This window comes from Kitasatospora sp. NPDC001159 (genome assembly GCF_053598235.1).
This window is the reverse complement of sequence record NZ_JBSFJV010000004.1, coordinates 77161-102045: the sequence shown is the minus strand read 5'-3', so window position 1 is coordinate 102045 and position 24885 is coordinate 77161. Positions and strand designations below refer to the sequence as shown.

18 protein-coding genes are annotated in these 24885 nt (G+C 71.6%); 9 read left to right on the top strand and 9 right to left on the bottom strand.

Annotation, left to right across the window (positions count from 1 at the left end; all coding sequences use genetic code 11):
* Positions 1-55 precede the first annotated feature (55 nt).
* Positions 56-1684, bottom strand: a complete 1629-nt coding sequence (locus tag ACWC9T_RS03760) for a M4 family metallopeptidase (protein WP_449819416.1) — start codon at positions 1682-1684, stop codon at positions 56-58.
* Positions 1685-2181: 497 nt separating this feature from the next.
* On the opposite strand from ACWC9T_RS03760, the gene ACWC9T_RS03755 reads away from it, so the two are divergent.
* The 3 genes from ACWC9T_RS03755 (at position 2182) to ACWC9T_RS03745 (ending at position 5021) form a co-directional block, all read left to right on the top strand.
* Positions 2182-2718, top strand: coding sequence for a MarR family winged helix-turn-helix transcriptional regulator (locus ACWC9T_RS03755; protein WP_393031633.1), 537 nt, complete (start codon positions 2182-2184; stop codon positions 2716-2718).
* A 76-nt stretch (positions 2719-2794) separates the two neighbouring features.
* Positions 2795-3136 carry a DUF3817 domain-containing protein gene (locus tag ACWC9T_RS03750; RefSeq protein WP_449819415.1) on the top strand — a complete coding sequence of 114 codons (342 nt, stop codon included), beginning with the start codon at positions 2795-2797 and terminating at the stop codon, positions 3134-3136.
* Between the two features lie 199 nt (positions 3137-3335).
* Positions 3336-5021: an acyl-CoA mutase large subunit family protein gene (locus ACWC9T_RS03745; protein WP_449819414.1), complete on the top strand. Its 1686-nt coding sequence runs from the start codon at positions 3336-3338 to the stop codon at positions 5019-5021.
* A 69-nt stretch (positions 5022-5090) separates the two neighbouring features.
* On the opposite strand, the gene ACWC9T_RS03740 is transcribed toward ACWC9T_RS03745, so the two are convergent.
* Positions 5091-5642 (bottom strand): TetR/AcrR family transcriptional regulator, encoded by a 552-nt coding sequence (locus ACWC9T_RS03740; protein ID WP_449819486.1) that lies wholly within the window; start codon positions 5640-5642, stop codon positions 5091-5093.
* 498 nt (positions 5643-6140) lie between these two features.
* Between ACWC9T_RS03740 and ACWC9T_RS03735 the strand changes: the two genes are divergently transcribed.
* The 4 genes from ACWC9T_RS03735 to ACWC9T_RS03720 all read left to right on the top strand — a co-directional run bounded on the left by ACWC9T_RS03735 (position 6141) and on the right by ACWC9T_RS03720 (position 10825).
* Entirely contained in the window at positions 6141-7136 is a 996-nt protein-coding gene (locus ACWC9T_RS03735; protein WP_449819413.1) for a tetratricopeptide repeat protein, read from the top strand.
* Positions 7137-7882: 746 nt separating this feature from the next.
* Positions 7883-8554: a DUF6230 family protein gene (locus tag ACWC9T_RS03730; RefSeq protein ID WP_449819412.1), complete on the top strand. Its 672-nt coding sequence runs from the start codon at positions 7883-7885 to the stop codon at positions 8552-8554.
* A gap of 151 nt (positions 8555-8705) precedes the next feature.
* A complete protein-coding gene (locus ACWC9T_RS03725; protein WP_449819411.1) occupies positions 8706-9365 on the top strand; it encodes a DUF6114 domain-containing protein in 660 nt (219 codons plus the stop codon).
* Positions 9362-10825 (top strand): hypothetical protein, encoded by a 1464-nt coding sequence (locus ACWC9T_RS03720; RefSeq protein WP_449819410.1) that lies wholly within the window; start codon positions 9362-9364, stop codon positions 10823-10825. Before ACWC9T_RS03725 ends, ACWC9T_RS03720 begins: the two co-directional genes overlap by 4 nt.
* Before the next feature lie 75 nt (positions 10826-10900).
* Here the strand turns inward: ACWC9T_RS03720 and pyk are convergent, their stop codons facing one another.
* From pyk to pta, 3 genes are all read right to left on the bottom strand, one after another.
* Positions 10901-12328 (bottom strand): pyruvate kinase, encoded by a 1428-nt coding sequence (gene pyk, locus ACWC9T_RS03715; RefSeq protein WP_449819409.1) that lies wholly within the window; start codon positions 12326-12328, stop codon positions 10901-10903.
* Positions 12329-12422: 94 nt separating this feature from the next.
* The gene (locus tag ACWC9T_RS03710) at positions 12423-13661 is read right to left on the bottom strand and encodes an acetate kinase (RefSeq protein WP_449819408.1); all 1239 of its coding nucleotides are present in this window, start codon (positions 13659-13661) and stop codon (positions 12423-12425) included.
* Positions 13662-13734: 73 nt separating this feature from the next.
* A complete protein-coding gene (gene pta, locus ACWC9T_RS03705) occupies positions 13735-15864 on the bottom strand; it encodes a phosphate acetyltransferase (RefSeq protein WP_449819407.1) in 2130 nt (709 codons plus the stop codon).
* 177 nt (positions 15865-16041) lie between these two features.
* On the opposite strand from pta, the gene ACWC9T_RS03700 reads away from it, so the two are divergent.
* Entirely contained in the window at positions 16042-16323 is a 282-nt protein-coding gene (locus ACWC9T_RS03700) for a type II toxin-antitoxin system Phd/YefM family antitoxin (protein WP_449819406.1), read from the top strand.
* Complete coding sequence (locus ACWC9T_RS03695; RefSeq protein WP_449819405.1) at positions 16320-16724, top strand: type II toxin-antitoxin system VapC family toxin; 405 nt, start codon at positions 16320-16322, stop codon at positions 16722-16724. The genes ACWC9T_RS03700 and ACWC9T_RS03695 overlap by 4 nt, the downstream gene beginning before the upstream one ends.
* Before the next feature lie 36 nt (positions 16725-16760).
* On the opposite strand, the gene glgB is transcribed toward ACWC9T_RS03695, so the two are convergent.
* The 4 genes from glgB to ACWC9T_RS03675 form a co-directional block, all read right to left on the bottom strand.
* Complete coding sequence (glgB, locus tag ACWC9T_RS03690; protein WP_449819404.1) at positions 16761-19061, bottom strand: 1,4-alpha-glucan branching enzyme; 2301 nt, start codon at positions 19059-19061, stop codon at positions 16761-16763.
* Positions 19062-19155: 94 nt separating this feature from the next.
* Positions 19156-20646, bottom strand: coding sequence for a maltokinase N-terminal cap-like domain-containing protein (locus ACWC9T_RS03685; RefSeq protein ID WP_449819403.1), 1491 nt, complete (start codon positions 20644-20646; stop codon positions 19156-19158).
* A 254-nt stretch (positions 20647-20900) separates the two neighbouring features.
* Positions 20901-22625, bottom strand: a complete 1725-nt coding sequence (treS, locus tag ACWC9T_RS03680) for a maltose alpha-D-glucosyltransferase (RefSeq protein WP_449819402.1) — start codon at positions 22623-22625, stop codon at positions 20901-20903.
* Positions 22622-24577, bottom strand: coding sequence for an alpha-1,4-glucan--maltose-1-phosphate maltosyltransferase (locus tag ACWC9T_RS03675; RefSeq protein WP_449819485.1), 1956 nt, complete (start codon positions 24575-24577; stop codon positions 22622-22624). The genes treS and ACWC9T_RS03675 overlap by 4 nt, the downstream gene beginning before the upstream one ends.
* Positions 24578-24885: the final 308 nt, after the last annotated feature.

Below are 24885 nucleotides of genomic sequence, written 5' to 3'. Positions count from 1 at the left end.
CCGGGGCCTACCCTCCAACGAGGCCCCGGGCGTCCTGCTCGCCGTGTGCCGTAGGTCAGTTGACGTTCACGGCGCTCCACGAGGCGGCGACCGCGTTGTACTCGGCGCTGCTGGCGCCGTACAGGTCGGCCGCGGCCTTCAGGGTGCCGGTGCGGGCGCCCGCGTAGTCGGTGGTGGAGGTGAAGTAGACGGTCAGCGCGCGGTACCAGATCTGCGCGGCCTTGTCCCGGCCGATGCCGGTGACCGTCGAGCCGTTGGAGGTCGGGCTGTTGTAGTTGAAGCCGTTGATGGTCTTCGCGCCGCTGCCCTCGGAGAGCAGGTAGAAGAAGTGGTTTGCCACGCCCGAGGAGTAGTGGACGTCCAGGCTGCCGACGCCGGAGGACCAGGAGTCCGCGGACTTGCCGTCCTTGCTGGGCTTGTCCATGTAGCGCAGGGGGGTGCCGTTGCCGTTCAGGTTGATCAGCTCGCCGATCCAGTAGTTCGGCGGGTTGGAGGGCAGGTTGGCGTAGAACTCGACCATCGTGCCGAGGATGTCCGAGGTGGCCTCGTTGAGGCCGCCGGACTCGCCCGAGTAGTTGAGGCCGGCGGTGGCGGAGGTGACGCCGTGGGTCATCTCGTGGCCGGCCACGTCGATCTCGGTGAGCGGGTGGGTGTTGCTCGCGCCGTCGCCGTACGACATGCAGAAGCAGGTGTCGCTCCAGAACGCGTTGACGTAGTTGGAGCCGTAGTGGACCCGGCTGGTGGCGCCGACGCCGTTGTTCTTGATGCCGTTGCGGCCGAAGGTGTTCTTGTAGAAGTCCCAGGTGGCCGCCGCGCCGTACTGGGCGTCCACTGCCGCGGACTCACCGTTGGAGACGGTGCCGTCGCCCCAGGTGTTGGTGCTCTTGCTGTACAGCGTGCCCGAACCGGAGGTCCGGTTCTTCATGTTGACGGTGGACTGGTTGCCCCGGGTGGCGTCCTTGAGCGAGTAGGTGCTGCTGGACTGGGTGGTGGTCAGCGGGACGCTGCCGACGAAGACGCCCTTGCCGGTGCCGGAGGCGGTCTGCACCTGCTCGTGGGTGGAGAGCACCTGGCCGGTGGCGGCGTCGGTGACCAGCAGCTGGCTGCTCGGGGTGCCGTCGGCGCGCAGGCCCTCGACGGTGGTGCGGTAGGCCAGGCGCGGGTTGCCGTCGGCGGCCCAGACGACCAGCTCGGCCTTGCCGGCCTGGTGCACCTCGGTCAGCGGGGACTCGTCCTCGTCGACGGTGATGCCGACGGTGGACTGCACGGCGCCGGTCGCCTGGGCGGCGGCCTTGTCCGCCGGGATCTGCGGGGTGAGGCTCGGCAGGGCGAGCTGCGCGCCGACGGCCTTGTCCACGGCGGTGGTCGAGCCGTCCGCCTTCTGGTGCACCACCAGGTCTCCGCCCAGGACGGGGAGTCCGGCGAAGGAGCGCTCGTAGCGGAAGTGGCGGGAGCCGTCGGCGTCCACCACGACGTCCTTGGCCACCAGCTGCTCCTGGCCGCCCAGGGCCAGGGCGTGCGCCACCTTGCCCGCCTGGCCGTTGGCCAGCGCGATCAGGTCGGCGCGCTGCTGCGTGGGCCGGGCGTGCGGGGCGGGATCCGCCTGGGCGGCGCTGACCTGGACGACGCCGGTGAGCAGGGCGGTGGCGGAGAGTACGGCGACTGCGGCGAGCTTTCGCTTCACGGACGAGTCCTTCCGGGAAACCGCGTGTGGGCGCGGTCGCACCTCGTCCCGGGGGCCGGGGTCGGCACCTGAGGGGCGGAACGGGCGCTGACGTGCGAGGACCCCGAGCGGTCGTGCGGCTGCCACCTGTCGGGTGGGGGTGGTGGCTGTCGAACGGGGTTGGCGGAAAGCATGACAATCGAGCAAATCAAATGACAGGTCTTCTTCATGAATTGGCCAAGTCCCGCCAAGGAAGGAGAATGTGAACGGACGGACAAAGGGGATCTTTTGCCCGGACTTTCAGCGGGTTACGGTCCGAACCGAGGCCTGATAGTGCGGTGTTGAGTCCTTTGACGGCCAACCCCCGTACGCCGGAACGCTGTTGCCGCGCGTTCACACCGGTGCAATGTCCAGGTATGGACCTGGCCGTCCGGTTGGCGGGATCCCGCCACACATCGCACTTGTCCACCATCAGGACGGCTGGTAGCACACGTCCGGTCCGCCGGTACGGTAAGGGGGTGGCCAAGCCCCTCGCACTCGACTTCGACCCGATCGCCCGCGCCGACGAACTGTGGGCCCGCCGCTGGGGTGCCGTGCCCTCGATGGCGGCGATCACCTCGATCATGCGCGCCCACCAGATCCTGCTCTCCAGAGTGGACGCGGTGCTCAAGCCCTACGGGCTGACCTTCGCCCGGTACGAGGCGCTGGTGCTGCTGACCTTCAGCCGGACCGGCGAGCTCTCGCTGTCCAAGATCGGCGAGCGGCTGATGGTCCACCCGACGAGCGTCACCAACACCGTCGACCGGCTGGAGCGGGCCGGCCTGGTCGCCCGCCGCCCCAACCCGCTGGACGGCCGCGGCGTGCTCGCCTCGATCACCCGGCGCGGCCGCGAGGTGGTCGAGGAGGCCACCCGGGAGCTGATGGCGATGGAGTTCGGGCTGGAGGAGTACGGCCCCGAGCAGTGCCGCCAGGTGTTCGAGCTCCTCAAGCCGCTGCGGATCGCGGCCGGGGACTTCGCCGAGCCGGACGAGGGGGCTGCGAAGGAGCGGCCGTGAGGGCGGCTACCCTCGTGGGAGCGGTGCGCGGATCCGGGCGTACCGGCCGAAACTGCCGAGCGAGGCGAGGAAGAGTATGAAGGCGACCCCCCTGCTGGGCTGGTACCGCGGCCTGGCCATTGCGACCGGTGTGGCACTGCTGGTGTTCTGCGGCTTCATGGTGGCGAAGTACGGCTTCGACGCGGCCGCGGACGTGACCACCTACGTCGCGATGCTGCACGGCTACCTCTACATCGGGTACTTCATCGTGACCTTCCTGCTCGGGCAGAAGCTGAAGTGGCCGCTCGGCCGGCTGGTGCTGACCCTGGCGGCGGGCTGCATCCCCTTCCTCTCCTTCGTCTTCGAGCGCCGGGTGGCCCGCGAGGCCGCCGAGCGGCTCCCGGCGGGCGACGGTGCCCGCCAGCCGGCCGGCGTCTGAGTCGAGAAGCTCCGCGAGAGCGCTCCTTCCCTGATCAGGGGGAGGGGCGCTCTCGGCGTTTCCGGGGCGGTCGTCCATCGGTGCGCGCCCCTTGCCAACTGCCATCGACAACTACTAGGACGTCCGAGTAAATTAGTAGGACGTCCTAACAGCTGTGCCGCCCGGTGCCGTGGCGGCCGTACGGAGCGGAGTTCGGCCCATGGACGCCGAGGAGATCGAGCGCGGACGGCAGCGCTGGCAGCAGCGGTACGACAAGGCCCGCAAGCGGGACGCGGACTTCACCACCCTCTCCGGCGACGAGGTCGAGCCGGTGTACGGGCCCGCCCCCGGGCAGGCCGTCGAGGGCTTCGAGCGGATCGGCTGGCCGGGCGAGTACCCGTTCACCCGCGGGCTGCACCCCACCGGCTACCGGGGCCGCACCTGGACCATCCGCCAGTTCGCCGGCTTCGGCAACGCGCAGCAGACCAACGAGCGCTACCGGATGATCCTGGACGCGGGCGGCGGCGGCCTCTCGGTCGCCTTCGACATGCCCACCCTGATGGGCTACGACTCCGACGACCCCAAGTCGCTCGGCGAGGTCGGCCACTGCGGCGTGGCCATCGACTCGGCCGCCGACATGGAGGTGCTGTTCAACGGCATCCCGCTCGGCGAGGTCACCACCTCGATGACGATCAGCGGCCCGGCCGTCCCGATCTTCTGCATGTACCTGGTCGCCGCCGAGCGCCAGGGCGTGGACCCGGCGGTGCTCAACGGCACCCTGCAGACGGACATCTTCAAGGAGTACATCGCCCAGAAGGAGTGGCTCTTCGCCCCCGAGCCGCACCTGCGCCTGATCGGCGACCTGATGGAGCACTGCGCCAAGGGCATCCCGGCGTACAAGCCGCTGTCCGTCTCGGGCTACCACATCCGCGAGGCCGGGGCGACGGCCGCGCAGGAGCTGGCGTACACCCTCGCGGACGGCTTCGCCTACGTCGAGCTGGGGCTGTCCCGCGGCCTGGACGTGGACGTCTTCGCGCCCGGCCTGTCCTTCTTCTTCGACGCGCACCTCGACTTCTTCGAGGAGATCGCCAAGTTCCGCGCGGCGCGCCGGATCTGGGCCCGCTGGATGCGCGACCGCTTCGGCGCCAAGACCGACAAGGCACAGTGGCTGCGCTTCCACACCCAGACCGCCGGCGTCTCGCTCACCGCGCAGCAGCCGTACAACAACGTGGTGCGCACCGCCGTCGAGGCGCTCTCCGCGGTGCTCGGCGGCACCAACTCGCTGCACACCAACGCGCTGGACGAGACCCTGGCGCTGCCCTCCGAGCAGGCCGCCGAGATCGCGCTGCGCACCCAGCAGGTGCTGATGGAGGAGACCGGCGTCACCAACGTGGCCGACCCGCTGGGCGGCTCCTGGTACGTCGAGGCGCTGACCGACCGGATCGAGCAGCAGGCCGAGGCGATCTTCCAGCGGATCCTCGACAAGGGCCGCGAGGACCACGAGATCGGCCCGATCACCTCCGGCATCCTGCGCGGGATCGAGGAGGGCTGGTTCACCGGCGAGATCGCCGAAGCGGCCTTCCAGTACCAGCAGTCGGTGGAGAAGGGCGAGAAGCGCGTGGTCGGCGTCAACTGCCACCCGCGCAGCGTCACCCCCGACCTGGAGATCCTGCGGGTCAGCCACGAGGTCGAGCGCGAGCAGGTGCGCGTGCTGGGCGAGCGCAAGGCGGCCCGGGACGAGGCCGCGGTGCGCGCCGGGCTGGACGCCATGCTGGCGGCGGCCCGCTCGGGCGAGTCGATGATCCCGCCGATGCTGGACGCGGTGCGGGCCGAGGCGACCCTCGGCGAGATCTGCAACGCGCTGCGGCAGGAGTGGGGCACCTACCAGGAGAACGCGGCGTTCTGACCGTCCTGGCCGGCGGGTGAGCCGGCGAAGCCGTCGTACGGGGTTCCGTACGACGGCTTCGGCATGCCCTCAGCCGGTGGTGAGCGGCCCGAGCAGCAGGTCGGTGAAGCGGCGGATCCACTCCGGGGTGATCGGCTCGCCGCTGACCAGGACGCGGTGCTCGACGGTGCCCGCGATGGTGTCGAAGATGATGTCGACCTCCTCGCGGGCCGACTCGGCGTCGGTGTCCGGCTCCAGTTCGCCGCGCGCCTGGGCGGCTGCCCGGCCCTGCCGGACCAGCCGCTTCTGCGGGTCCACGATCGCCTCGCGGATCCGGCGGCGCAGCTGTGGGTCGCGGGTGCCCTCGGCGAACAGCGCGAGCAGTGCGGCCTGGGTCTCCGGGCGGGCCAGCAGGTCGGCGAACTGGCCGACCACGGCCTCGATGTCGTCCCGCAGGTTGCCCAGGTCGGGCATCACGAGTTCGTCGAAGAGGCTGGCGACGGCGTCCACCACGAGCTCGTTCTTGGACGGCCAGCGGCGGTAGAGGGTGGTCTTGGCGACCCCGGCGCGGGTGGCCACGTGGCCCATGGTCAGTCCGCCCCAGCCGAGTTCGGCGAGGGCTTCGCGGGTGGCGTCGAGGATCGCGAGGTCGGCGGCGGCGCTGCGCGGGCGGCCCTTGGCCCGGGACGCGTTCGCCCCCTCCTGGACTGTGCTGCCCCGGACTGTGCTGTCCGGGCTCGCGGAGGGCTGGGCGGCCGGCACCGGGTCTCCTTGCGCTTTACTGGTAAGTAACTTGGATGGGGCAGGTAACGGTAGCGACTGTTCGTCGATTCGGGCAGTCGGGCGGACCGGGAAAGTGGGACAGGTCACGTCCCCGAAGCGCCGGTTGGGGTTGCGGTCGGGGCACCGGCTCCAGTTACGCTACGACCTGTAGCGAAAGCAGTGACAACCAGGCGCCGCATCCCGTGGGACGGGGGCGGCGCGGGTGCGGGTGGGGATCCGCGCCGAACGGTTCATGGCCACTGGGGGCTCTGAAAAGAGGGGCGCAGCGCCCCGGGAACCCGTCGCCGCGCAGCCCGCGCGGGGCGACTTTCCGGAGGTTGGTGCCCGCGGGCAGCGCGGACGGGGGAGGATGGTGCCATGCAGCCACGGAATTCGCGTCTCAACAGCTCCGCCCTGCGCGGCGCGGTCGACCTCGCCGCAGTGAAGGCGGCCGGCGAGGCCGCCCAGAAGGCCGAGCAGGCCCGGGCCGAGCGGGCCCGTCAGGCGGCCGCCGCGGAAGCGGCCGGAGTCGCCCCCGCCCAGTCCGCCGCCTACCAGCTCGTCATCGACGTCACCGAGGACACCTTCGAGGCGGAGGTCGTCCAGCGCTCCACCGAGGTGCCGGTCGTCATCGACTTCTGGGCCGAGTGGTGCGGCCCCTGCAAGCAGCTCAGCCCGATCCTGGAGGGCCTGGCCGAGGAGTACGCCGGCCAGTTCGTGCTCGCCAAGATCGACGTGGACGCCAACCCGCTGATCGCCCAGCAGTTCGGCATCCAGGGCATCCCGGCCGTGATGGCCGTGGTGGCAGGCCAGCTGGTGCCGCTGTTCCAGGGCGCGGAGAGCGCCGCCAACATCCGCAAGGTGCTGGACCAGCTGATCCTGGTCGCCGAGCAGCGCTTCGGCATCTCCGGCGGCGCGGTCGCCCCGGGCGAGGCCCCGGCCGCCGCCCCGCGGCGGCCCGAGGACCCGGCGCTGTCCGCGGCGCACGACGCGCTGGACGCCGGCGACCTGGGCGGCGCCATCCAGGCGTACAAGAACGTGCTGACCGAGCAGCCGGGCAACACCGAGGCCAAGCTGGGCCTGGCCCAGGCAGAGCTGCTGCAGCGGGTCGAGGGCCTGGACCTGCAGGCCGTCCGGGCGGCGGCCGCGGCCGACCCGAAGAACGTCGGGGTCCAGCTGCAGGCGGCTGACCTGGACCTGGTGGGTGGTCATGTCGAGGACGCCTTCGGGCGCCTGGTGGACACCGTCGGCCGGACCTTCGGCGAGGACCGGGACACCGCCCGGCTGCGCCTGCTGGAGCTGTTCGAGGTGATCGGCGCCGAGGACCCGCGCGTCGTCGCGGCCCGTACGGCGCTGGCGCGCGTGCTGTTCTGAGCCCGGTTCCGGCCGTTTCGGGCCGGAGCGGGCCGGGTGCGGGGACCGTGCCTGGCACCGGGTGCCTGGCACGGCGGATGACCTGCGGTGTCGCTGGTGATTTGGCGACAATCCGGTCAACCGGACAGAGGTTTACCAAATCTTGATTTCACCCGTGGGTGGTCACGTTCAGTGACCACCCACGGGTGTTTCGCTGGTGTTTCCGGCGTATTTCGTCGACACGCTTCCTTCAAGTCGTCACGCAGGGTGTAAATTCGGACGTTTTCATGATCAACGCCACCTGCTGTTGCATTACCCGTCAGTAAGGCACCCCTTGTGCTTCGCCCGGGATTCAAGCACGATCGGCCACGCCCGGTCCCAGACTCCACACCCTCCGACAGCCGGTCGGCCGATGCGGAGCGCGGGATCCCCACCGGGTGATCCGCCGGCCCCGGCCGGCGGTAGGGAGGGCAGGGGGGTATCCGCGGTCCCACGGCGGTTCCTGTCCTCGACCGGCCGCGCGGCCCTGCGCGGTCGCTGGTTGTCGCTCGGGGGTGATCGCCGATGTCGTCGGTCCGACCCGTCGTCCCGCAAGGACGGCCGGTTTCGGGACGGGAGTGCCGCATAGCGCCGGCCGCTCCCGCGTCCGACGACGCCCAAGGCGCTCTCCGCTACCGAGGACGTAGCTCTCTCCCATCCCAGGCCCCCACCGGCGCGGGACGCGCCGCCGGGGAGCCGGAGATGTACGTCCTAGAAGGAGGACTCGCATGTCCAAGACCTACGGCAAGACCCGCTGGAAGCGCTTCGCCCTGGTGATGGTGCCGAGCGTCGCGGCCACCGCGATGGTCGGCGTCTCGATCGCCAACAGCGCGCTCGCCGCCTCGTTCAGCATTTCCGGCCAGCAGTTCAAGGTCAGCACCGACCAGCTGCACGGCACCAACTTCGCCCAGTTCGGCTCGGTCGACATCGAGGCGAACGGCAAGCCGCACCCGGTCGCGGTCTCGGCCTTCGACCACGCCGACATCACCAACCTGTGCCAGTCGGTGGTGACCGACCTGTCCGCGTTCGGCCTGGGCAAGATCACCCTGCAGCTGCACGCCGGCACCGAGGCGGGCAAGCCGGTTCAGGCCGACAACCTGCTGATCGACCTGGAGCAGCTGAAGGCGGACGCGACCTTCACCAACATCAACATCGGTCAGGACGCCTCCACCCTCTCCGGCTCGGCCACCCAGGGCTGGGCCCCGCACCCGGGCGTCACCAAGGCGGGCGGCGGCGCGGGTCTGCCGTCCGGTCCGACCGGCTTCGCCCAGGCCGCTCAGAAGGCCGACCTGAGCGGCGTTCAGCAGACCGCGCGGGCCACCTCGGCCGGCACGTTCAAGCTGAACGGCCTGAGCCTCGCGCTGAAGAGCGGCGACGGCGCGGGCAACGAGTGCTTCTGAGCCTCGCCTGACACACCGGGCCGAGTCTGACGGCGCGCCTCCGGGCGTGCCGGGCGACGGGTCCACCTGGGGCCGGGGGCGGCGGGCGACCGCCGTTCCCGGCCCACCCCCCTTTTGTTCTTCCCTCGTAGCGACGTCGAGGAGTTGCACCATGTCCAGCGCAACGGTCGAGACGCGGCCCCGTCAGCAGAACCCCATCGGGTGGCTCTGGCGGCACTTCCGTGAATTCCGCCGCACCAGGCCCTTCTGGGGCGGCCTGCTGGCCATGATCGCCGGCGTCCCGATCCTCTACTTCCCGTACGCCCACCTGTCGTTCGGCGGGCTGACCATCGCGATGTCCACCACGGCGGGCGCCGGGTCGCTGATCATCGGGGTGCTGATGATCATCCTCGGCGTGACCGCCTGGTTCCAGCCCGCCGTCCGGGTTTTCGGCGGCATCGCGACCATCCTGCTGACCCTGGTCTCGATCCCGGTCTCCAACCTCGCGGGCTTCGGCATGGCGCTGCTGCCGGGCCTGATCGGCGGCGGGCTGATGGTCTCCTGGGCGGCGCTGCCGGAGCCGAAGGCCGAGGAGGCGGCCAAGGGACGGCGCGCGCGCCGGGCCGAGAAGGCGGGGGACGGCGCGGTCGCGGAGAGCGCCGCCACCGCCGAGACCGCGACCGCCACGGCCAAGACCGCCGAGGCCGCCGAGGCGCCCACCGCGAAGCTGCCTGCCCAGGGCGCGCCCAAGGAGCCCGCAGCGGCCGAGCCCGCCGCCGAGGCCGCCGTTCCGCAGCAGGGCGGTGCTGGGGACCAGGAGGAGGCGCGGTGACCGGGTCGGCCGAGCAAGCAGAGGGCACGGCCGTCCCAGCGCAGCGCTCCGGCCGGCACGCGGCGCCCCGCACGTCGGTCCGGGTCCGGCTGAGAGGCCGCGCGCTGGCGATGGCCGCGGTGCCGACGGCGCTGCTGATGGCCGCCGCGTACACGCCCAACCCGGCGGTCGCCGAGTCCGCGGCGGGCAAGCCCTGCCCCACCGCGCCCGCCGCCGTCCCGGACGTCGCGCCGATCGAGACGCCGGTCCCCAAGAGCGAGCTGCCCGAGCCGCCGCCCGGCCCGTCCGGTACGCCGACCGGGGCCCCGACCTCCGGGGCGCCCGCCGCGCCCTCGACCGGTCCGAGCTCGGTGCCTACCCAGGCGCAGACGGCCGCGCCGACCACCTCGCCGGTGAAGCCGCCGGCCGCGCCGACCACCTCGCCGGTGAAGCCGCCCGTCGTCCGCTCCACCGACACCGGTGGCTCGGGCGCGGTGAGCGCGGTCTACCAGGGCACCGGCGGCGGGACGGCCACCGCGAGCCAGGCCGGGCTGATCGACGACATCGTCGGCGGCATCAACCACCTGCTGAACCCGGGCGGCTCGGCGAGCCCGGCACCGAGTGCCACGCCGACCGCCACCCCCGCGCCGGCCGCCACCCAGGCCCCGGGCGCCCCGGCCCCGCGGGTCGGCACCCCGGCGCAGCCCGCCCAGCCGCAGGCCCCGGCCGCCGGTGCCCAGCAGGCCGCGCCGCCCGCCGCGCAGTCCTCGGGCGGCCAGCCCTCCGGCGGGCAGCCCTCGCCGGCGGCCGCCGCGCCGACCGGCAAGGCCGGCTTCAAGGCGTCCCCGTCCGCGACCCCCTCGGCGGGCGCCTCGGCGACCCCGGCGCCGAGCACGAGCGCCTCCGGCTCGCCGTCCGCCTCGCCCACCGCTAACCCCAACTGCGCGGTGGACACCCGGAGTCTGACCGCCGGCGCGGCCTCCTCCGGACACGTCGTCCCGGAGCAGAACTGGACGCTGCAGACCAGCCGCCTGGGCCTGCACGGCTCGGTCTTCCACGGCGTCTACGACGTGAAGACCCCGACCGGCACCAAGCGGGTGCTGAAGTTCGTGGTCGACAGCGTGGACATCGAGAACCTCGACATGTCGACCCTGGAGGGCAACGGCGTCACCTTCCACGTCCAGGGCGCGCCGGGCTCGACCTCGACCATGCGCAACGGCCCGGTCACCATGTACGTGGAGCGGCTCTCCGGCCACCTGTCCAAACTGCTCGGCCTGCCGATCCCGATCGACCTGGGCGAGATCACCCTCACCCCGGACACCCTGCCGCGCTGGCTGTACGACCTGATCGGCGCCATCCCGATCCCGCTGGACCTGGAGCTGACCCAGGTCACCGCCAAGCAGGCCGGCCAGTTCGGCGGCACCCTGCACATCCCCGGGATGCACCTGTTCAACGACGACGCGCCCTACAGCGACAAGTAGGGGACGCCGTAACGCCGGTGGGGCGGCCCTCCCGTGAAGGAGGACCGCCCCACCGACGTTCGTACTACCGGGGCGTCACTCGCCGTGGCTGCCCAGGCGGTGCACCTGCACCATGTTGGTGGTGCCGGGGACGCCGACCGGGACACCGGCGGTGACGATGACGGTGTCGCCCTCGGTCAGCTCGCCCATCTTCAGCAGCTCGCGGTCGACCTGCTCGACCATCGCGTCGGTGGTGGCCACCTGCTCGGTGACGTACGACGAGACGCCCCAGCTCAGCGAGAGCTGGTTGCGGGTGGCCGCGTCCGGAGTGAACGCGATCACCGGGATCGGCGAGCGGTAGCGGGACAGCCGACGCGCCGTGTCACCGGACTTGGTGAACGCGATCAGCGCCTTGCCGTTCAGGAAGTCGCCCAGCTCGCACGCGGCGCGGGCGACCGAGCCGCCCTGGGTGCGCGGCTTGCGGCCCGGGTTGAGCGGCTGGAGGCCCTGGGAGACCAGCTCCTCCTCGGCCTTCTCGCAGATCCGGCTCATGGTGCGGACGGTCTCGACCGGGTACTTGCCGACGCTGGACTCGGCGGAGAGCATCACCGCGTCGGTGCCGTCCAGGATGGCGTTGGCGACGTCGGAGACCTCGGCGCGGGTCGGGCGCGAGGCGTGGATCATCGACTCCATCATCTGGGTGGCGACGATGACCGGCTTGGCGTTGCGGCGGGCCAGGGTGATCAGCTGCTTCTGGACCAGCGGCACCCGCTCCAGCGGGTACTCGACGGCCAGGTCGCCGCGGGCGACCATGATGGCGTCGAAGGCGAGGACGATCTCCTCCATGGCCTCGACGGCCTGCGGCTTCTCGATCTTGGCGATGACCGGCACCCGGATGCCGACCTCGTCCATGACCTCGTGGACGTCCTTGATGTCGTCCGCGTTGCGGACGAAGGACAGGGCGACCATGTCGACGCCCAGACGCAGCGCGAAGCGCAGGTCCTCCTTGTCCTTCTCGGACAGGGCGGGCACGTTCACGGCCGCGCCGGGCAGGTTGATGCCCTTGTTGTTCGAGAGCACGCCGCCCTCGATCACCACGGTCTTCACCCGCGGGCCGTCGACGCTGACGACCTCCAGGGCGATGACGCCGTCGTTGATCAGGATCGGGTCGCCGGGCTTCACGTCGCCGGGCAGGCCCTTGTAGGTGGTACCGCAGATGTGCTGGTCACCGGGGACGTCCTCGGTGGTGATGGTGAACTCGTCGCCGTTGTCGACGGTCACCGGACCGTTGGCGAAGGTCGCCAGACGGATCTTGGGACCCTGGAGGTCGGCCAGGACGCCGATGGCCTTGCCGGTGTCCTCCGAGACCTGGCGGACCTTTCGGTACCGCTCCTCGTGGTCCGCGTGGTTGCCGTGGCTCATGTTCAGGCGGGCGACGTTCATGCCCGCCTCGACGATGGCCTTCAGCTGTTCGTAGGAGTCCGTCGCCGGACCCAGGGTGCAGACAATTTTCGCTCGGCGCATATGGATCAGTCTATCCGTTCGTGTTATAGGTGCATTCGGCACGAATCGTGGGGAATCGCCGACGAAGGATTCCGAGGAGTGAGACGACGACGTGTCAGTCCTCGGACTGCCCGCTCTCGGACTGCCCACCCTCCCGGTGCACCAGGGCGAAGGCCTGTCGGGCGATCTCCAGCTCCTCGTCGGTGGGCACCACCGCGACCGCCACCCGGGCGAACGCGGGGGAGATGATCCGGGGCTCGCCGGAGCGCACCGAGTTCAGCTCGGGGTCCACGGCGATGCCCAGCTCCTCCAGCCCCGCGGTGGCCGCCGCGCGCACCGGCGCCGCGTTCTCCCCGACGCCCGCGGTGAACGCGATCGCGTCCACCCGGCCGAGCACCGCGTAGTAGCCGCCGATGTACTTGCGCAGCCGGTGGATGTAGGCGTCGAAGGCGAGCCGGGCGTCCGCGTCCCCCTCGTCGGCGCGGCGCATGATCTCGCGCATGTCGTTCTCGCCGCACAGGCCGCGCAGGCCGCTGCGGCGGTTGAGCAGGTCGTCGATCTCGTCGACGGACAGCCCGCCGACCCGGTGCAGGTGGAACACCACACCGGCGTCGATGTCACCCGAGCGGGTGCCCATGACCAGGCCCTCCAGCGGGGTCAGGCCCATCGAGGTGTCCACGCAGCGCCCGCCGCTGACCGCCGAGGCGGAGGCGCCGTTGCCCAGGTGCAGCACGATCACGTTGACCTCGGCCGGGTCCTTGCCGAGCAGCCGCGCGGTGGCCCGCGAGACGTACTGGTGCGAGGTGCCGTGGAAGCCGTAGCGGCGCACCCGGTGCTCGTCGGCGACGGCCTTGTCGATCGCGTACCGGGCCGAGTGCTCGGGCATCGAGGAGTGGAAGGCGGTGTCGAACACGGCCACCTGCGGCAGGTCGGGCCGCAGCGCGCGGGCCACCTCGATGCCGGTGATGTTGGCCGGGTTGTGCAGCGGCGCGACCGGGATCAGTCGGCGGATCTCCGTGAGCACCTCGTCGGTGATCACGGTGGGCTCGGTGAACCGCATGCCGCCGTGCACCACCCGGTGGCCGATCGCGGCCAGCTCGGGGGCGTCCAGCCCGAGGCCGTCGGCGGCCAGCTCCTCGGCGACGGCCTTCAGCGCGGCCGAGTGGTCCGGGAAGACCTGCAGCACCTCGCGCCGCTCGCCCGAGCGCGGGGTGTGCGCCAGCCGGCCGCTGGACTCGCCGATCCGCTCGACCAGCCCGGAGGCCAGCCTGGCGCCGTCCAGCATGTCGATCAGCTGGTACTTCACCGACGAGGAGCCGGCGTTCAGCACGAGAACGCGCGTACCTTCACTCATGCGCCCACCTCGCTGCGCTCGGCGGTCGCTTCGCGAAACACGCACCTTCTGGTGATTCGCTCGCTGCGCTCACTCATACGACGGGCTCCTTGTGCTCCTGCGACTGGATGGCGGTGATCGCGACGGTGTTGACGATGTCCTGCACCAGCGCCCCGCGCGAGAGGTCGTTGACGGGCTTGCGCAGCCCCTGCAGCACCGGGCCGACCGCCACCGCGCCGGCCGAGCGCTGGACGGCCTTGTAGGTGTTGTTGCCGGTGTTGAGGTCCGGGAAGATCAGCACGGTCGCCCGCCCGGCCACCGGCGAGCCCGGCAGCTTGGTGGCCGCGACGTGCTCGTCCACCGCCGCGTCGTACTGGATCGGGCCCTCGACCAGGATGTCCGGGCGCAGCTCGCGGACCAGCTCGGTGGCCTTGCGGACCTTGTCGACGTCCGCGCCCGAGCCGGAGGTGCCGGTGGAGTACGAGAGCATCGCGACCCGCGGTTCCACCCCGAACTGGGCGGCGGTGGCGGCGGACTGGATCGCGATGTCGGCCAGCTGCTGGGCGTCCGGGTCGGGGTTGACCGCGCAGTCGCCGTACACCAGGACCTTGTCGGCCAGGCACATGAAGAAGACGGAGGAGACGATCGAGGCGCCCGGCGAGGTCTTGATCACCTCGAAGGCGGGCCGGATGGTCGCCGCGGTGGAGTGCACCGCGCCGGAGACCATGCCGTCGGCGATGCCCTCCTGGACCATCAGGGTGCCGAAGTAGGAGACGTCGGTGACCACGTCCAGGGCCAGTTCGACGGTCATCCCCTTGTGGGCGCGCAGCCGGGCGTAGAGTTCGGCGAACTGGCGGCGCAGCGGGCTGGTGGCCGGGTCGACGAGGTGGACCTGGGCGCGGTCGGCGCCCGGCGCCTCCTGCGGGAGGTCGATGCCCAGGCTCGCGGCCTTGCGGCGCACCGCGTCGACCTCGCCGAGCAGGGTGAGGTCGCAGATGTTGCGGCGCAGCAGGATCTCGGCCGCGCGCAGCACCCGCTCCTCGGCGCCCTCGGGCAGTACGACGTGCCGACGGCCGGCCCGGGCGCGCTCCAGCAGCTCGTGCTCGAACATCATCGGGGTGACCCGCTCGGACCGGCCGACCTCGATCTGGTTCGTCAACTCGGCGGTGTCGACGTGCAGTTCGAACAGGCCGAGGGCGACCTCGGCCTTCCGGGGGCTGGCCGCGGTGAGCTTGCCCTCCAGGTGGGTCAGGGTGGCGGCGGTGGGCCAGCTGCCCTCGGGGACGACCGCGACCGGGGTGCCGGGGGCGAGCCGGGCGGCGAGCGCCATCACGTTCGGGCCGGGGTGCTGGCCGAGGGTCAGCAGTACGCCGGCGATCGGCGGGGCGCCGGCCGCGTGGGCGGCCAGCGAGCCGATCACCAGGTCGGCGCGGTCCCCGGGGGTGACCACCAGGGCGCCCTCGGTCAGCGCGTCCAGGAAGGTGGGCAGCATGGCGCCGCCGAAGACGAAGCCGCGCACGTCCCGGGCCAGGCCGGCGGCGTCGCCGAGCAGCACGTCGGCGCCGGTCGCCTCGACCAGCTGGGCGACGGTCGGCGCGGCCAGGGCCGGCTCCTCCGGGATGACGTAGACGGGGATCGGCAGCTTCTCGGTGAGGGTGCGCTGGATCCGCTGCTTGGCGCGCGGCGCGGTCCGGTTGGCGATCATCGCCAGGGTCTCGCAGCCGAGGTCGGTGTACGCCCGGTGGGCGTTGCGGACCTCGGCGATCACGGCCTCCGGGTCCTTGCCCTGGCCACCGACCACCGGCAGCACGGCGGCGCCGAACTCGTTGGCGAGGCGGGCGTTGAAGGCCAGTTCGTCCGGGATGTTGGTGTCGGCGAAGTCGGTGCCGAGCACCAGCACCGCCTGGCAGCGCCGCTCCAGTGCGCGGAAGCGGTCGACCAGGGTGGAGACCAGCTCGTCCTGCCCCTGGGCGGCCTGCAGCGCGGCCGCCTCCTCGTAGGTCAGCCCGTACAGCTCCGAGCCGGGCAGCTCGATCCGGTACCGCCCGCGCAGCAGCTCCACCACGTGGTCCGACCCGGCCTCACCGGGCGAGGCCGCGTGCACCAGCGGCCGGAACACCCCGACCCGGTCCACCTGGCGGGTGAGCAGCTCCATGACCCCGAGCTCGACCGCCTGCCGGCCGTCCCCCCGGTCGATCCCGGTCACGTACACGCTGCGCGCCACGTGGGTGTCTCCGTTCCGTCGTCTCGGAAGGTGGTCATATCGACCATACCTTCGCACCCCGTACGGCCGTCCGCGAGCAGAACCGGACAAGGGAGGCAAGGGGCGAAGGGCCTGGTCCGGGATTCGCGCCGCTGCTCGACCTTGATGTACCTACGTGATGTAGTTACATTGGCTGGCATGGAGACCATGGGACTGCGTGAGCTGAACCAGAACCCGTCGAAGGCGGTCGCGCGGGTCCGGGCCGGTGTGACGATCGTCGTGACCGACCGTGGGCGGCCCGTGCTGAGACTGGTGCCGGAAACGGCCCCGGAGACGACCCTCGAACGCATGGTCGCGGCCGGCGAGGTCACTCCGCCCGCCGAGCGCGGCATGCCCGAACTCACCCTCGACCTGCTGCCGGACGTCGGCAGTCTGTCGGACCTCCTGATCGAGGACCGGGACCAGGAGCGCAACCGTTGATCTATCTCGATTCCTGCGCGCTGCTCAAGTTCATCAAGCCGGAGCCCGAGACGGCCGCGCTGCGAGCCTGGCGGGAGGCGCTTCCCGACGGCACCGAACTGATCACCAGCGAGCTGGCCCGCCTGGAGATCACCCGCACGCTGATCCGCGCCGGCCTCTCGCACCAACTGGTCCCGTACCACGTCGGCCAGGCGCTCCGGGGCGCCTACCGGGTCGATCTCAGCAGCGCGGTGCTCGCCCGGGCCCTCGCCTACCGCACTCCGCGACTGGGGTCGCTGGACGCGCTCCATCTGGCCAGCGCGGAGCCGTTCCGTGCCGAGCTCACCGACTTCGTCACCTACGACCGCGAGCTCGGCAGGGCCGCCGAGGATCTCGGGTTCCCGGTGACGGCTCCGAGGTGAGCGCCCGCCCGGGAGCGGGCGGGCGCTCGGCGGTGCTCAGGCGGGGCGGAGCCAGATGGTGGCGAGCGGGGGCAGGACCAGTTCGGCGGAGCGGGGCTGGCCGTTCCACCCGGCGGGGTCGGCCTTGACCGGGTGGGAGTTGCCGACGCCGCTGCCGCCGTAGGTCTCGGCGTCGGTGTTCAGCACCTCCTCCCAGAGCTGCTCACGGCCGTCCAGGGCGGGCAGGCCGACCCGGTGGCCGTGCCGGACCACCGGGGAGAAGTTGCAGACGGCGACCAGCGGGGTGCCGTCGGCGGCGTACCGGACGAAGGAGAGCAGGTTGTCCTCGGCGGCGCCGCCGTCGAGCCAGCGGAAGCCGTCCGGGGTGGTGTCGAGCTCCCAGAGGGCCGGGGTGTCCCGGTAGATCCGGTTGAGGTCGCGGACCAGCCGGCGCACGCCCAGGTGGTCCTGATGAGCCGGCCACTGCTCGTCGAGCACCCACCACTGCGGGCCCTGCTCGTGGTGCCACTCCGCGCCCTGGGCGAACTCCTGCCCCATGAAAAGCAGTTGCTTGCCCGGGTGGGACCACATGAAGCCCAGGTAGGCGCGGTGGTTGGCGCGCTGCTGCCACCAGTCGCCGGGCATCTTGGAGACCAGGGCCTGCTTCCCGTGGACGACCTCGTCGTGCGAGACCGGCAGGATGTAGTTCTCGGAGTAGGCGTACACCATCGAGAAGGTGATCTCGTTGTGGTGGTACTTGCGGTGCACCGGCTCCTTGGACATGTAGACCAGCGAGTCGTGCATCCAGCCCATGTTCCACTTCAGGCCGAAGCCGAGGCCGCCGGCGTCGGTGGGGCGGGTGACGCCGTCCCAGGCGGTGGACTCCTCGGCGACGGTGATCACGCCGGGGCAGCGGCGGTAGACGGTGGCGTTCATCTCCTGCAGGAACGCGGCCGCGTCCGGGTTCTCCCGGCCGCCGTACTGGTTGGGCGTCCAGGCGCCGCCCTCGCGGGAGTAGTCGAGGTAGAGCATCGAGGCGACGGCGTCCACCCGCAGGCCGTCGACGTGGAACTCCTCGCACCAGTAGACGGCGTTGGCGACCAGGAAGTTGCGCACCTCCTTGCGGCCGTAGTCGAACTCCAGCGTCCCCCAGTCCGGGTGCTCGGCGCGCAGCGGGTCGGCCGGCTCGTACAGCGGCTCGCCGTCGAAGCGGACGAGCGCGAAGTCGTCCTTGGGGAAGTGCGCGGGCACCCAGTCGACGATCACGCCGATGCCGTGCTGGTGCAGGGCATCCACCAGGTACCGGAAGTCGTCGGGGCCGCCGAGCCGCGCGGTGGGGGCGTAGTAGCCGGAGACCTGGTAGCCCCAGGAGCCGCCGAAGGGGTGCTCCATCACCGGCATGAACTCCACGTGGGTGAAGTTCAACTCCTTGAGGTAGCGCGGCAGTTCCTCGGCGATCTCGCGGTAGGTGGTGAGTTCGGGCCGCCAGGACGCCAGGTGCAGCTCGTACACCGACATCGGCGCGCGGTGGTGCGCGGCGCGGGCCCGGCGGGCCATCCACTCGCCGTCCTGCCACCGGTGGTCGGAGGAGGTGACCACCGAGGCGGTGCCGGGCGGGCACTGGGCGGCCCGGGCCAGCGGGTCGGCCTTGTCGAGCACCCAGCCCTGCCGGGTGTGGATCTCGTACTTGTACGTGGTGCCCTCGGCGAGGCCGGGGACGAACAGCTCCCAGATCCCGGAGGAGCCGAGCGAGCGCATCGGGTGCCCGGTGCCGTCCCAGTGGTTGAAGTCGCCGATCAGCCGGACCCCGGCGGCGTTCGGCGCCCAGACCGCGAAGGCGGTGCCGGTGACGCCGCCGACGGTGCGCACGTGCGAGCCGAGCGCCCGCCACAGCTGCTCGTGCCGGCCCTCGGAGATCAGGTGCAGGTCGAGCTCGCCGAGGGTGGGCGCGGCGCGGTAGCCGTCGTGTTGGCGCAGCGGCTCGCCGCCGGGGTAGGTCACCAGCAGGGTGTAGTCCGGGAGTTCGCCGCCCGCCAGCAGGCCGGTGAACAACCCGCCCTGCTGGTGGGTGAGTTCGACCGGGCCCTGGGCGGTCTCCACCACCACCCGCTCGGCGAACGGGCGCAGCACCCGGATCGCCGTCCCGCCGTGCACCGGGTGCGCGCCGAGCAGCGCGTGCGGGTCGTGGTGCTGCCCGCCCACCAGCCGGTCCACCTCGGCCGGCGGCAGCGGCGCCTCGGGGAGGCGCAGTGCCCCGACGGGGGCGTCCGCTGGAGCATCCGGGGGAACGGAGGCCCCGGCCAGGAAGGTGGCCGGAACGGGGCGGGTGGGGCGGCCGGTCGGGTCGAGCGGCGTCACGGCGTGGTCCTCCTGCGGCGGGGGGTGGGCGTACGGCGGGGGTGCGTGGACTTCGGGCGGGACGGGTGGAGCGCGGGGTCAGGGGATTTTCGAATCAGACGGAGAGGGCGAGCCGGTTGATCGCGGCCAGCGGGATCGGCAGCCAGCTGGGCCGGTGCCGGGCCTCGTAGACCACCTCGTACACCGCCTTGTCGATCTCCAGCGCCCGCATCAGCTCCGGCGAGGCGGCCGGGTCGGCGCCGCCCCCGGCGGTGTAGCCGGCACAGAAGGCGGTGCGGTTGCGCTGGGCCCAGGCGGCGGCGAGGTGGGCCAGCTCCGGGTCGACCGGGCCGCCGGCCAGCAGGTGGGCGGCCGCGTAGTCGAAGGAGCGCAGCATCGCGGCGACGTCGCGCAGGGCGGGCTGCGGCTCGCGGCGCTCGTTGACGGACTTGGCCGGCTCGCCCTCGAAGTCCAGCAGCACCCAGCCGTGCGGGGTGCGCATGGCTTGCCCGAGGTGCAGGTCGCCGTGGATGCGCTGGATCGGCAGGCCGTCCGGGTGGGCGTCGGCGAGCTGCTGGAAGGCGGTGCGCAGCGCGGCCCGGAACCGCAGCAGCCCGGGGACGGCGGCGACCGCGCTGTCCAGCCGGTCGGCCATCGCGGTGGCGAGTCGGCCGGTCTGGGTGCGGTCGAGCCGGGTGACCGGCATCGAGCGGGCCAGCACCCGGTGCACCTCGGCGGTGGCGCGGCCGAGCCGGTGCGCCTCGATGGCGAAGTTGCCGGGGGAGCGGTCGCCCTTGAGCCGGCCGACCTGGTCGAGGGCGAGCTCCCAGCCGTCCTCGGCGTCCGGCAGGTAGCGCTGCAGCAACCCGAGGGTGGCGGGCTCGGCGCGTTCCATCCGGCTCTCGAACCAGGCGGCGACCCGGGGGATGCGGGTGGAGCCGGCCCGGGAGAGGGCGAGCGAGAGCTCCAGGTCGGGATTGGTGCCGGGGTGGATGCGCCGGAACAGCTTGAGGATGTACGAGGTGCCGTAGATGACCGAGCTGTTGGACTGCTCGGCGGTGGAGGCGCGGCCGGGGAGGTTGGCGGGCAGTCCGGAGCCGGGGGTGCGGCGGAAGGAGAGCGAGCCGAAGCGGTCGCCGGTCGCCAGGTGTTCCAGCAGCCGGCCGGTGAGTTCGGGGTCGTGCACCGCGTCGTAGAGCGCGGCGCCGTCGTACGGGCCCTGGCTGAGCCGGCCGAGCACCGCGCTGGGCTCGATGCCCGCGGGGCCCTGTGAGCGGATGCCGAGCAGGAGTTGGTAGATGTCGCCGTGCGGGGCGCCGACCGTGGTGGCGTGCTCGACCCGCAGCAGCAGGTGCAGCAGGGCCGGGTCGCCGACCTGTAGCGGGGTTCCGACCATTGGGGTGAGTCCGGTGATGGACCGTCCCTTCCCGGCGTACCAGCGCTGGGTGGGGAGCCACTCGGCGATCAGCGGCAGGGCCGCCTGGACGAGCTCGCTGACCCCCAGGGCGGTTCTCCGGACCCCGGTGCCCCGCGCGCCCGCCGGCGCGGCGGAACCGGCCGGGGCGTCGTGCTGCACATGGGCTTGAGAACGGGAGGTTTCGGACATGACTCCCTTTCCCCGGAAGCACGCGGACTGCCCGACGGGTCGTGGCCGGGTCCGTCAGTCTTCCGGATTTCGGCGGCGCGGCGGTCGCGGCACGCGAGCACGGCTCGGGTGTCACGCCTTCGTGTGGGTGGCCGTTGGGCTGTTCTCCGTACGCGGCGGTGCAGAGAACTCCGGGGGCGCGGGGGTTCAACTCGCGCCCCCGGAGGGTCTGGTGGTGCTGTGTGGACCGGTGCGCGGCGGGGCGTGGCGGATCGTTACTTCGAGCGCCTGGTGCCGCTCAGGCGCGGGGGCTGCCGGAGCTGGAACCAGTAGAAGCCGTGCCCGGCCAGCGTGAGCAGGTAGGGCCACTCGCCGATCGACGGGAATCGCACCCCGCCGATCAGCTCGACCGGGTACCGCCCGCCGTACTGCCGCAGGTCCAGCTCGGTCGGCTGCGCGAACCGCGAGAAGTTGTTCACGCACATGACCAGGTCCCTCTCGTACTCGCGCACGAAGGCCAGCACGGCGGGGTTGCTGGACGGCAGTTCGGTGTAGGTGCCGAGGCCGAACGCCGGATTGAGCTTGCGGATCTCGATCATGCGACGCGTCCAGTGCAGCAGCGAACTCGAACTGCTCTGCTGCGCTTCGACGTTGGTCACCTGATAGCCGTACACCGGGTCCATGATGGGCGGCAGACTGAGCCTGCCCGGGTCGGCGGAGGAGAAACCCGCGTTGCGGTCCGGGGTCCACTGCATCGGCGTGCGCACGCCGTCCCGGTCGCCCAGCCAGATGTTGTCGCCCATGCCGATCTCGTCCCCGTAGTAGAGCACCGGCGAGCCGGGCAGGGAGAGGAGGAGGGCGGTGAACAGCTCGATCTGGTTGCGGTCGTTCTCCAGCAGCGGGGCGAGCCGGCGGCGGATGCCCACGTTGGCGCGCATCCGGGGGTCCTTGGCGTACTCCGCGTACATGTAGTCGCGCTCCTCGTCGGTGACCATCTCCAGGGTCAGCTCGTCGTGGTTGCGCAGGAAGATGCCCCACTGGCAGCCGCCCGGGATCTGCGGGGTCTTGGCGAGGATCTCGGACACCGGGTAGCGGGACTCCCGGCGCACCGCCATGAAGATCCGCGGCATCACCGGGAAGTGGAACGCCATGTGGCACTCGTCTCCGCCGCCGGCGAAGTCGCCGAAGTAGTCGACCACGTCCTCCGGCCACTGGTTGGCCTCGGCGAGCAGCACGGTGTCCGGGTAGTCGGCGTCGATCTCCTTGCGGAGCCGCTTGAGGAACTCGTGGGTCTCCGGCAGGTTCTCGCAGTTGGTGCCCTCGCGGGCGAACAGGTACGGCACCGCGTCCAGCCGGAAGCCGTCGATGCCGAGGTCGAGCCAGAACCGCAGGCCGGCGATCATCTCGTCCTGGACCCGGGGGTTGTCGTAGTTGAGGTCCGGTTGGTGCGAGAAGAACCGGTGCCAGTAGTACTGCTTGCGGACCGGGTCGTAGGTCCAGTTGGAGGTCTCGGTGTCGACGAAGATGATCCGGGCGTCCGGGTACTGCTTGTCGTCGTCGGCCCACATGTAGAAGTCGCCGTACGGCCCGTCCGGGTCCGCGCGGGAGGCCTGGAACCACGGGTGCTGGTCGCTGGTGTGGTTCATGACGAAGTCGATGATCACGCGCATGCCGCGGGCGTGCGCGGCGTCGACGAACTCCATGAAGTCGGCGAGGTCGCCGAACTCCGGCAGCACCGACTTGTAGTCGGCCACGTCGTACCCGCCGTCGCGCAGCGGCGAGGCGAAGAACGGCGGGAGCCAGAGGCAGTCGATGCCGAGCCACTGGAGGTAGTCGAGCTTGGCCGTGAGCCCCTTGAGGTCCCCGACCCCGTCGCCGTTGCTGTCCTGGAAGGACCGCACCAGCACCTCGTAGAAGACCGCACGCTTGAACCACTCGGGGTCCAGGTTCTTCTTCGAGGTCTCGGGGAAGGTGTCGGGGACGGGCTCGTTCACTGTCACGCTGGGTTCCTCCGAACCGTGAGGAGGTGAGCCGGCTCGGCTGAGGGATCGAGCCGGACGTAGTTGTGCCGGCCCCAGGTGTAGGCGGCGCCGGTGAGCTCGTCGTGCACCATGTACGGGCCGTCGCCGTCGAGGCTGACGGTGGCCTCCTGGACGTGGTGCGGGTCGAGGTTGACCACCGTGATCACGTGGTCGGTCAGGCCCTCGGGGGTGGTCGCGGTCTTGGAGTAGGCGAGCACCTGCTCGTTGTCGGTGGGGTGGAAGCGCAGGTCGCGCAGCTGCTGCAGGGCGGGGTGGCGCCGGCGCAGCCGGTTCAGCACGGTGAGAAGCGGGGCGAGGGTGTCGGTGCGGTTCCAGTCGCGCGGGCGCAGCTCGTACTTCTCCGAGTGCAGGTACTCCTCGGAGCCCGGGTGGGCCGGCTCGTTCTCGAACAGCTCGTAGCCGGCGTAGATGCCGTAGCTGGGGGAGAGGGTGGCGGCGAGCACGGCGCGGAGCGCGAAGGCGGCGCGGCCGCCGTGCTGCAGGAAGGAGTGCAGGATGTCCGGGGTGTTGGCGAAGAAGTTGGGGCGCATGTGGGCCGCCGCGTCACCGGTGAGTTCGGTGAGGTACTCGGTGAGTTCGGTCTTGGTGTTGCGCCAGGTGAAGTACGTGTACGACTGGTGGAATCCGATCTTCGCGAGGGTGTGCATCATCGCCGGGCGGGTGAACGCCTCCGCCAGGAACAGGACATCCGGGTCGGTGCGGGCGATGTCGCCGAGCACCTTCTCCCAGAACACCACCGGCTTGGTGTGGGGGTTGTCGACCCGGAAGATCCTGACGCCGTGGGACATCCAGAACTGGAGGATCCGGATGGTTTCCTTGACGATTCCATCCATGTCCTGATCGAAGTTGATCGGATAGATGTCCTGGTACTTCTTCGGTGGGTTCTCGGCGTACGCGATGGTGCCGTCCGCGCGGTGGCTGAACCATTCCGGGTGCTTGTTCACCCACGGGTGGTCGGGGGAGCACTGGAGGGCGAAGTCCAGCGCCACCTCCAGGTTCAGCGCCCGGGCCTCGGCGACGAAGTGGTCGAAGTCCTCGATGGTGCCGAGGTCCGGGTGGACCGCGTCGTGGCCGCCCTCCGGGGAGCCGATCGCCCAGGGCGAGCCGACGTCGTGCGGACCGGCCGTCAGAGTGTTGTCCGGGCCCTTGCGGAAGGCTCGTCCGATCGGGTGGACCGGCGGCAGGTAGACCACGTCGAAGTCCATCGCGGCGATCGCCGGCAGCCGCTCGGCGGCGCTGCGCAGGGTGCCCGAACGCGGCGGCTCGACCCCGTTCGGGTCCACCACCGCGCCCTCCGAACGGGGGAAGAACTCGTACCAGGAGCCGAACAGCGCGCGCTCCCGGTCCACCTGAAGCGGCAGCGGACGGGAGGCGCTGAGCAGCTCGCGCAGCGGGTGGCGGGCCAGCAGCTCCAGCACCTCGGGGGCGAGCGCGGCAGCCAGCCGGGACAGCGGCGTCAGCCCCGGGTCGCGCAGCGCGTCGGCGGCGGCCAGCACGTGCGCCCGGCCCTCCTTCTTCGGCACCCCGGCGGCGGCCTGCTCCAGTAGCCGGGCGCCCTCCTCCAGCACCAACGCGGTGTCGATCCCGGCCGGCAGCTTGATCGAGGCGGCCTTGCGCCAGGTGGCGATCGGGTCGCTCCACGCCTCCACCAGGTACGACCAGCGCCCGGGCGCGGTCGGGGTGACGTGCGCGCTCCAGCGGTCGGTGCCCTCGGCGAGCTCGCGCATCGGCGTCCACGGGCCGCTGCGGCCGCGCGGGTCGCGCAGCACCACGTTGGCGTTGACGGCGTCGTGGCCCTCGCGGAAGACGGTCGCGGTCACCGGGAACGTCTCGCCGACGACGGCCTTGGCCGGGCGGCGGCCGGCGTCGACGAGTGGGCTGACGTCCAGGACGGGGATGCGGCCGATCACGGTATCGCTCTCTGTCGTCTTGCGGGCGGAGGGCTTGGTGGCGGTCTTGCCGGTGCCGCTCTTGGTGGTGCTGCTCTTCGCGGCGGTGCCGCTCTTCGCGCCGCCCTTGCGGGCAGCGGCCTTCGCGGCGGGAGCGGTCGAGGCGGCGGCCTCGGGGTCGGCGGCCCGGCGGGTGGTGGCCGTCGCGGTGGCGGCGGTGCGGCGCGTGGTGGTGGTGCGCCTGCGCGGTGCCGCGGTCCGGCCCTCCTCGGCCCCGGGTTGTCGGGCCGCTGCGGAGGGCTGTGCTGTGGCTTCGGAGGATTCGGCAC

Bases quoted from the DNA above. Each gene is read 5' to 3' on its own strand.
- ACWC9T_RS03750 (WP_449819415.1), top strand. From the start codon at position 2,795: ATGAAGGCGACCCCCCTGCTGGGCTGGTACCGCGGCCTGGCCATTGCG.
- ACWC9T_RS03745 (WP_449819414.1), top strand. From the start codon at position 3,336: ATGGACGCCGAGGAGATCGAGCGCGGACGGCAGCGCTGGCAGCAGCGG.
- ACWC9T_RS03735 (WP_449819413.1), top strand. From the start codon at position 6,141: ATGCAGCCACGGAATTCGCGTCTCAACAGCTCCGCCCTGCGCGGCGCG.
- ACWC9T_RS03730 (WP_449819412.1), top strand. From the start codon at position 7,883: ATGTCCAAGACCTACGGCAAGACCCGCTGGAAGCGCTTCGCCCTGGTG.
- ACWC9T_RS03725 (WP_449819411.1), top strand. From the start codon at position 8,706: ATGTCCAGCGCAACGGTCGAGACGCGGCCCCGTCAGCAGAACCCCATC.
- pyk (WP_449819409.1), bottom strand. From the start codon at position 12,328: ATGCGCCGAGCGAAAATTGTCTGCACCCTGGGTCCGGCGACGGACTCC.
- ACWC9T_RS03710 (WP_449819408.1), bottom strand. From the start codon at position 13,661: ATGAGTGAAGGTACGCGCGTTCTCGTGCTGAACGCCGGCTCCTCGTCG.
- ACWC9T_RS03700 (WP_449819406.1), top strand. From the start codon at position 16,042: ATGGAGACCATGGGACTGCGTGAGCTGAACCAGAACCCGTCGAAGGCG.
- ACWC9T_RS03685 (WP_449819403.1), bottom strand. From the start codon at position 20,646: ATGTCCGAAACCTCCCGTTCTCAAGCCCATGTGCAGCACGACGCCCCG.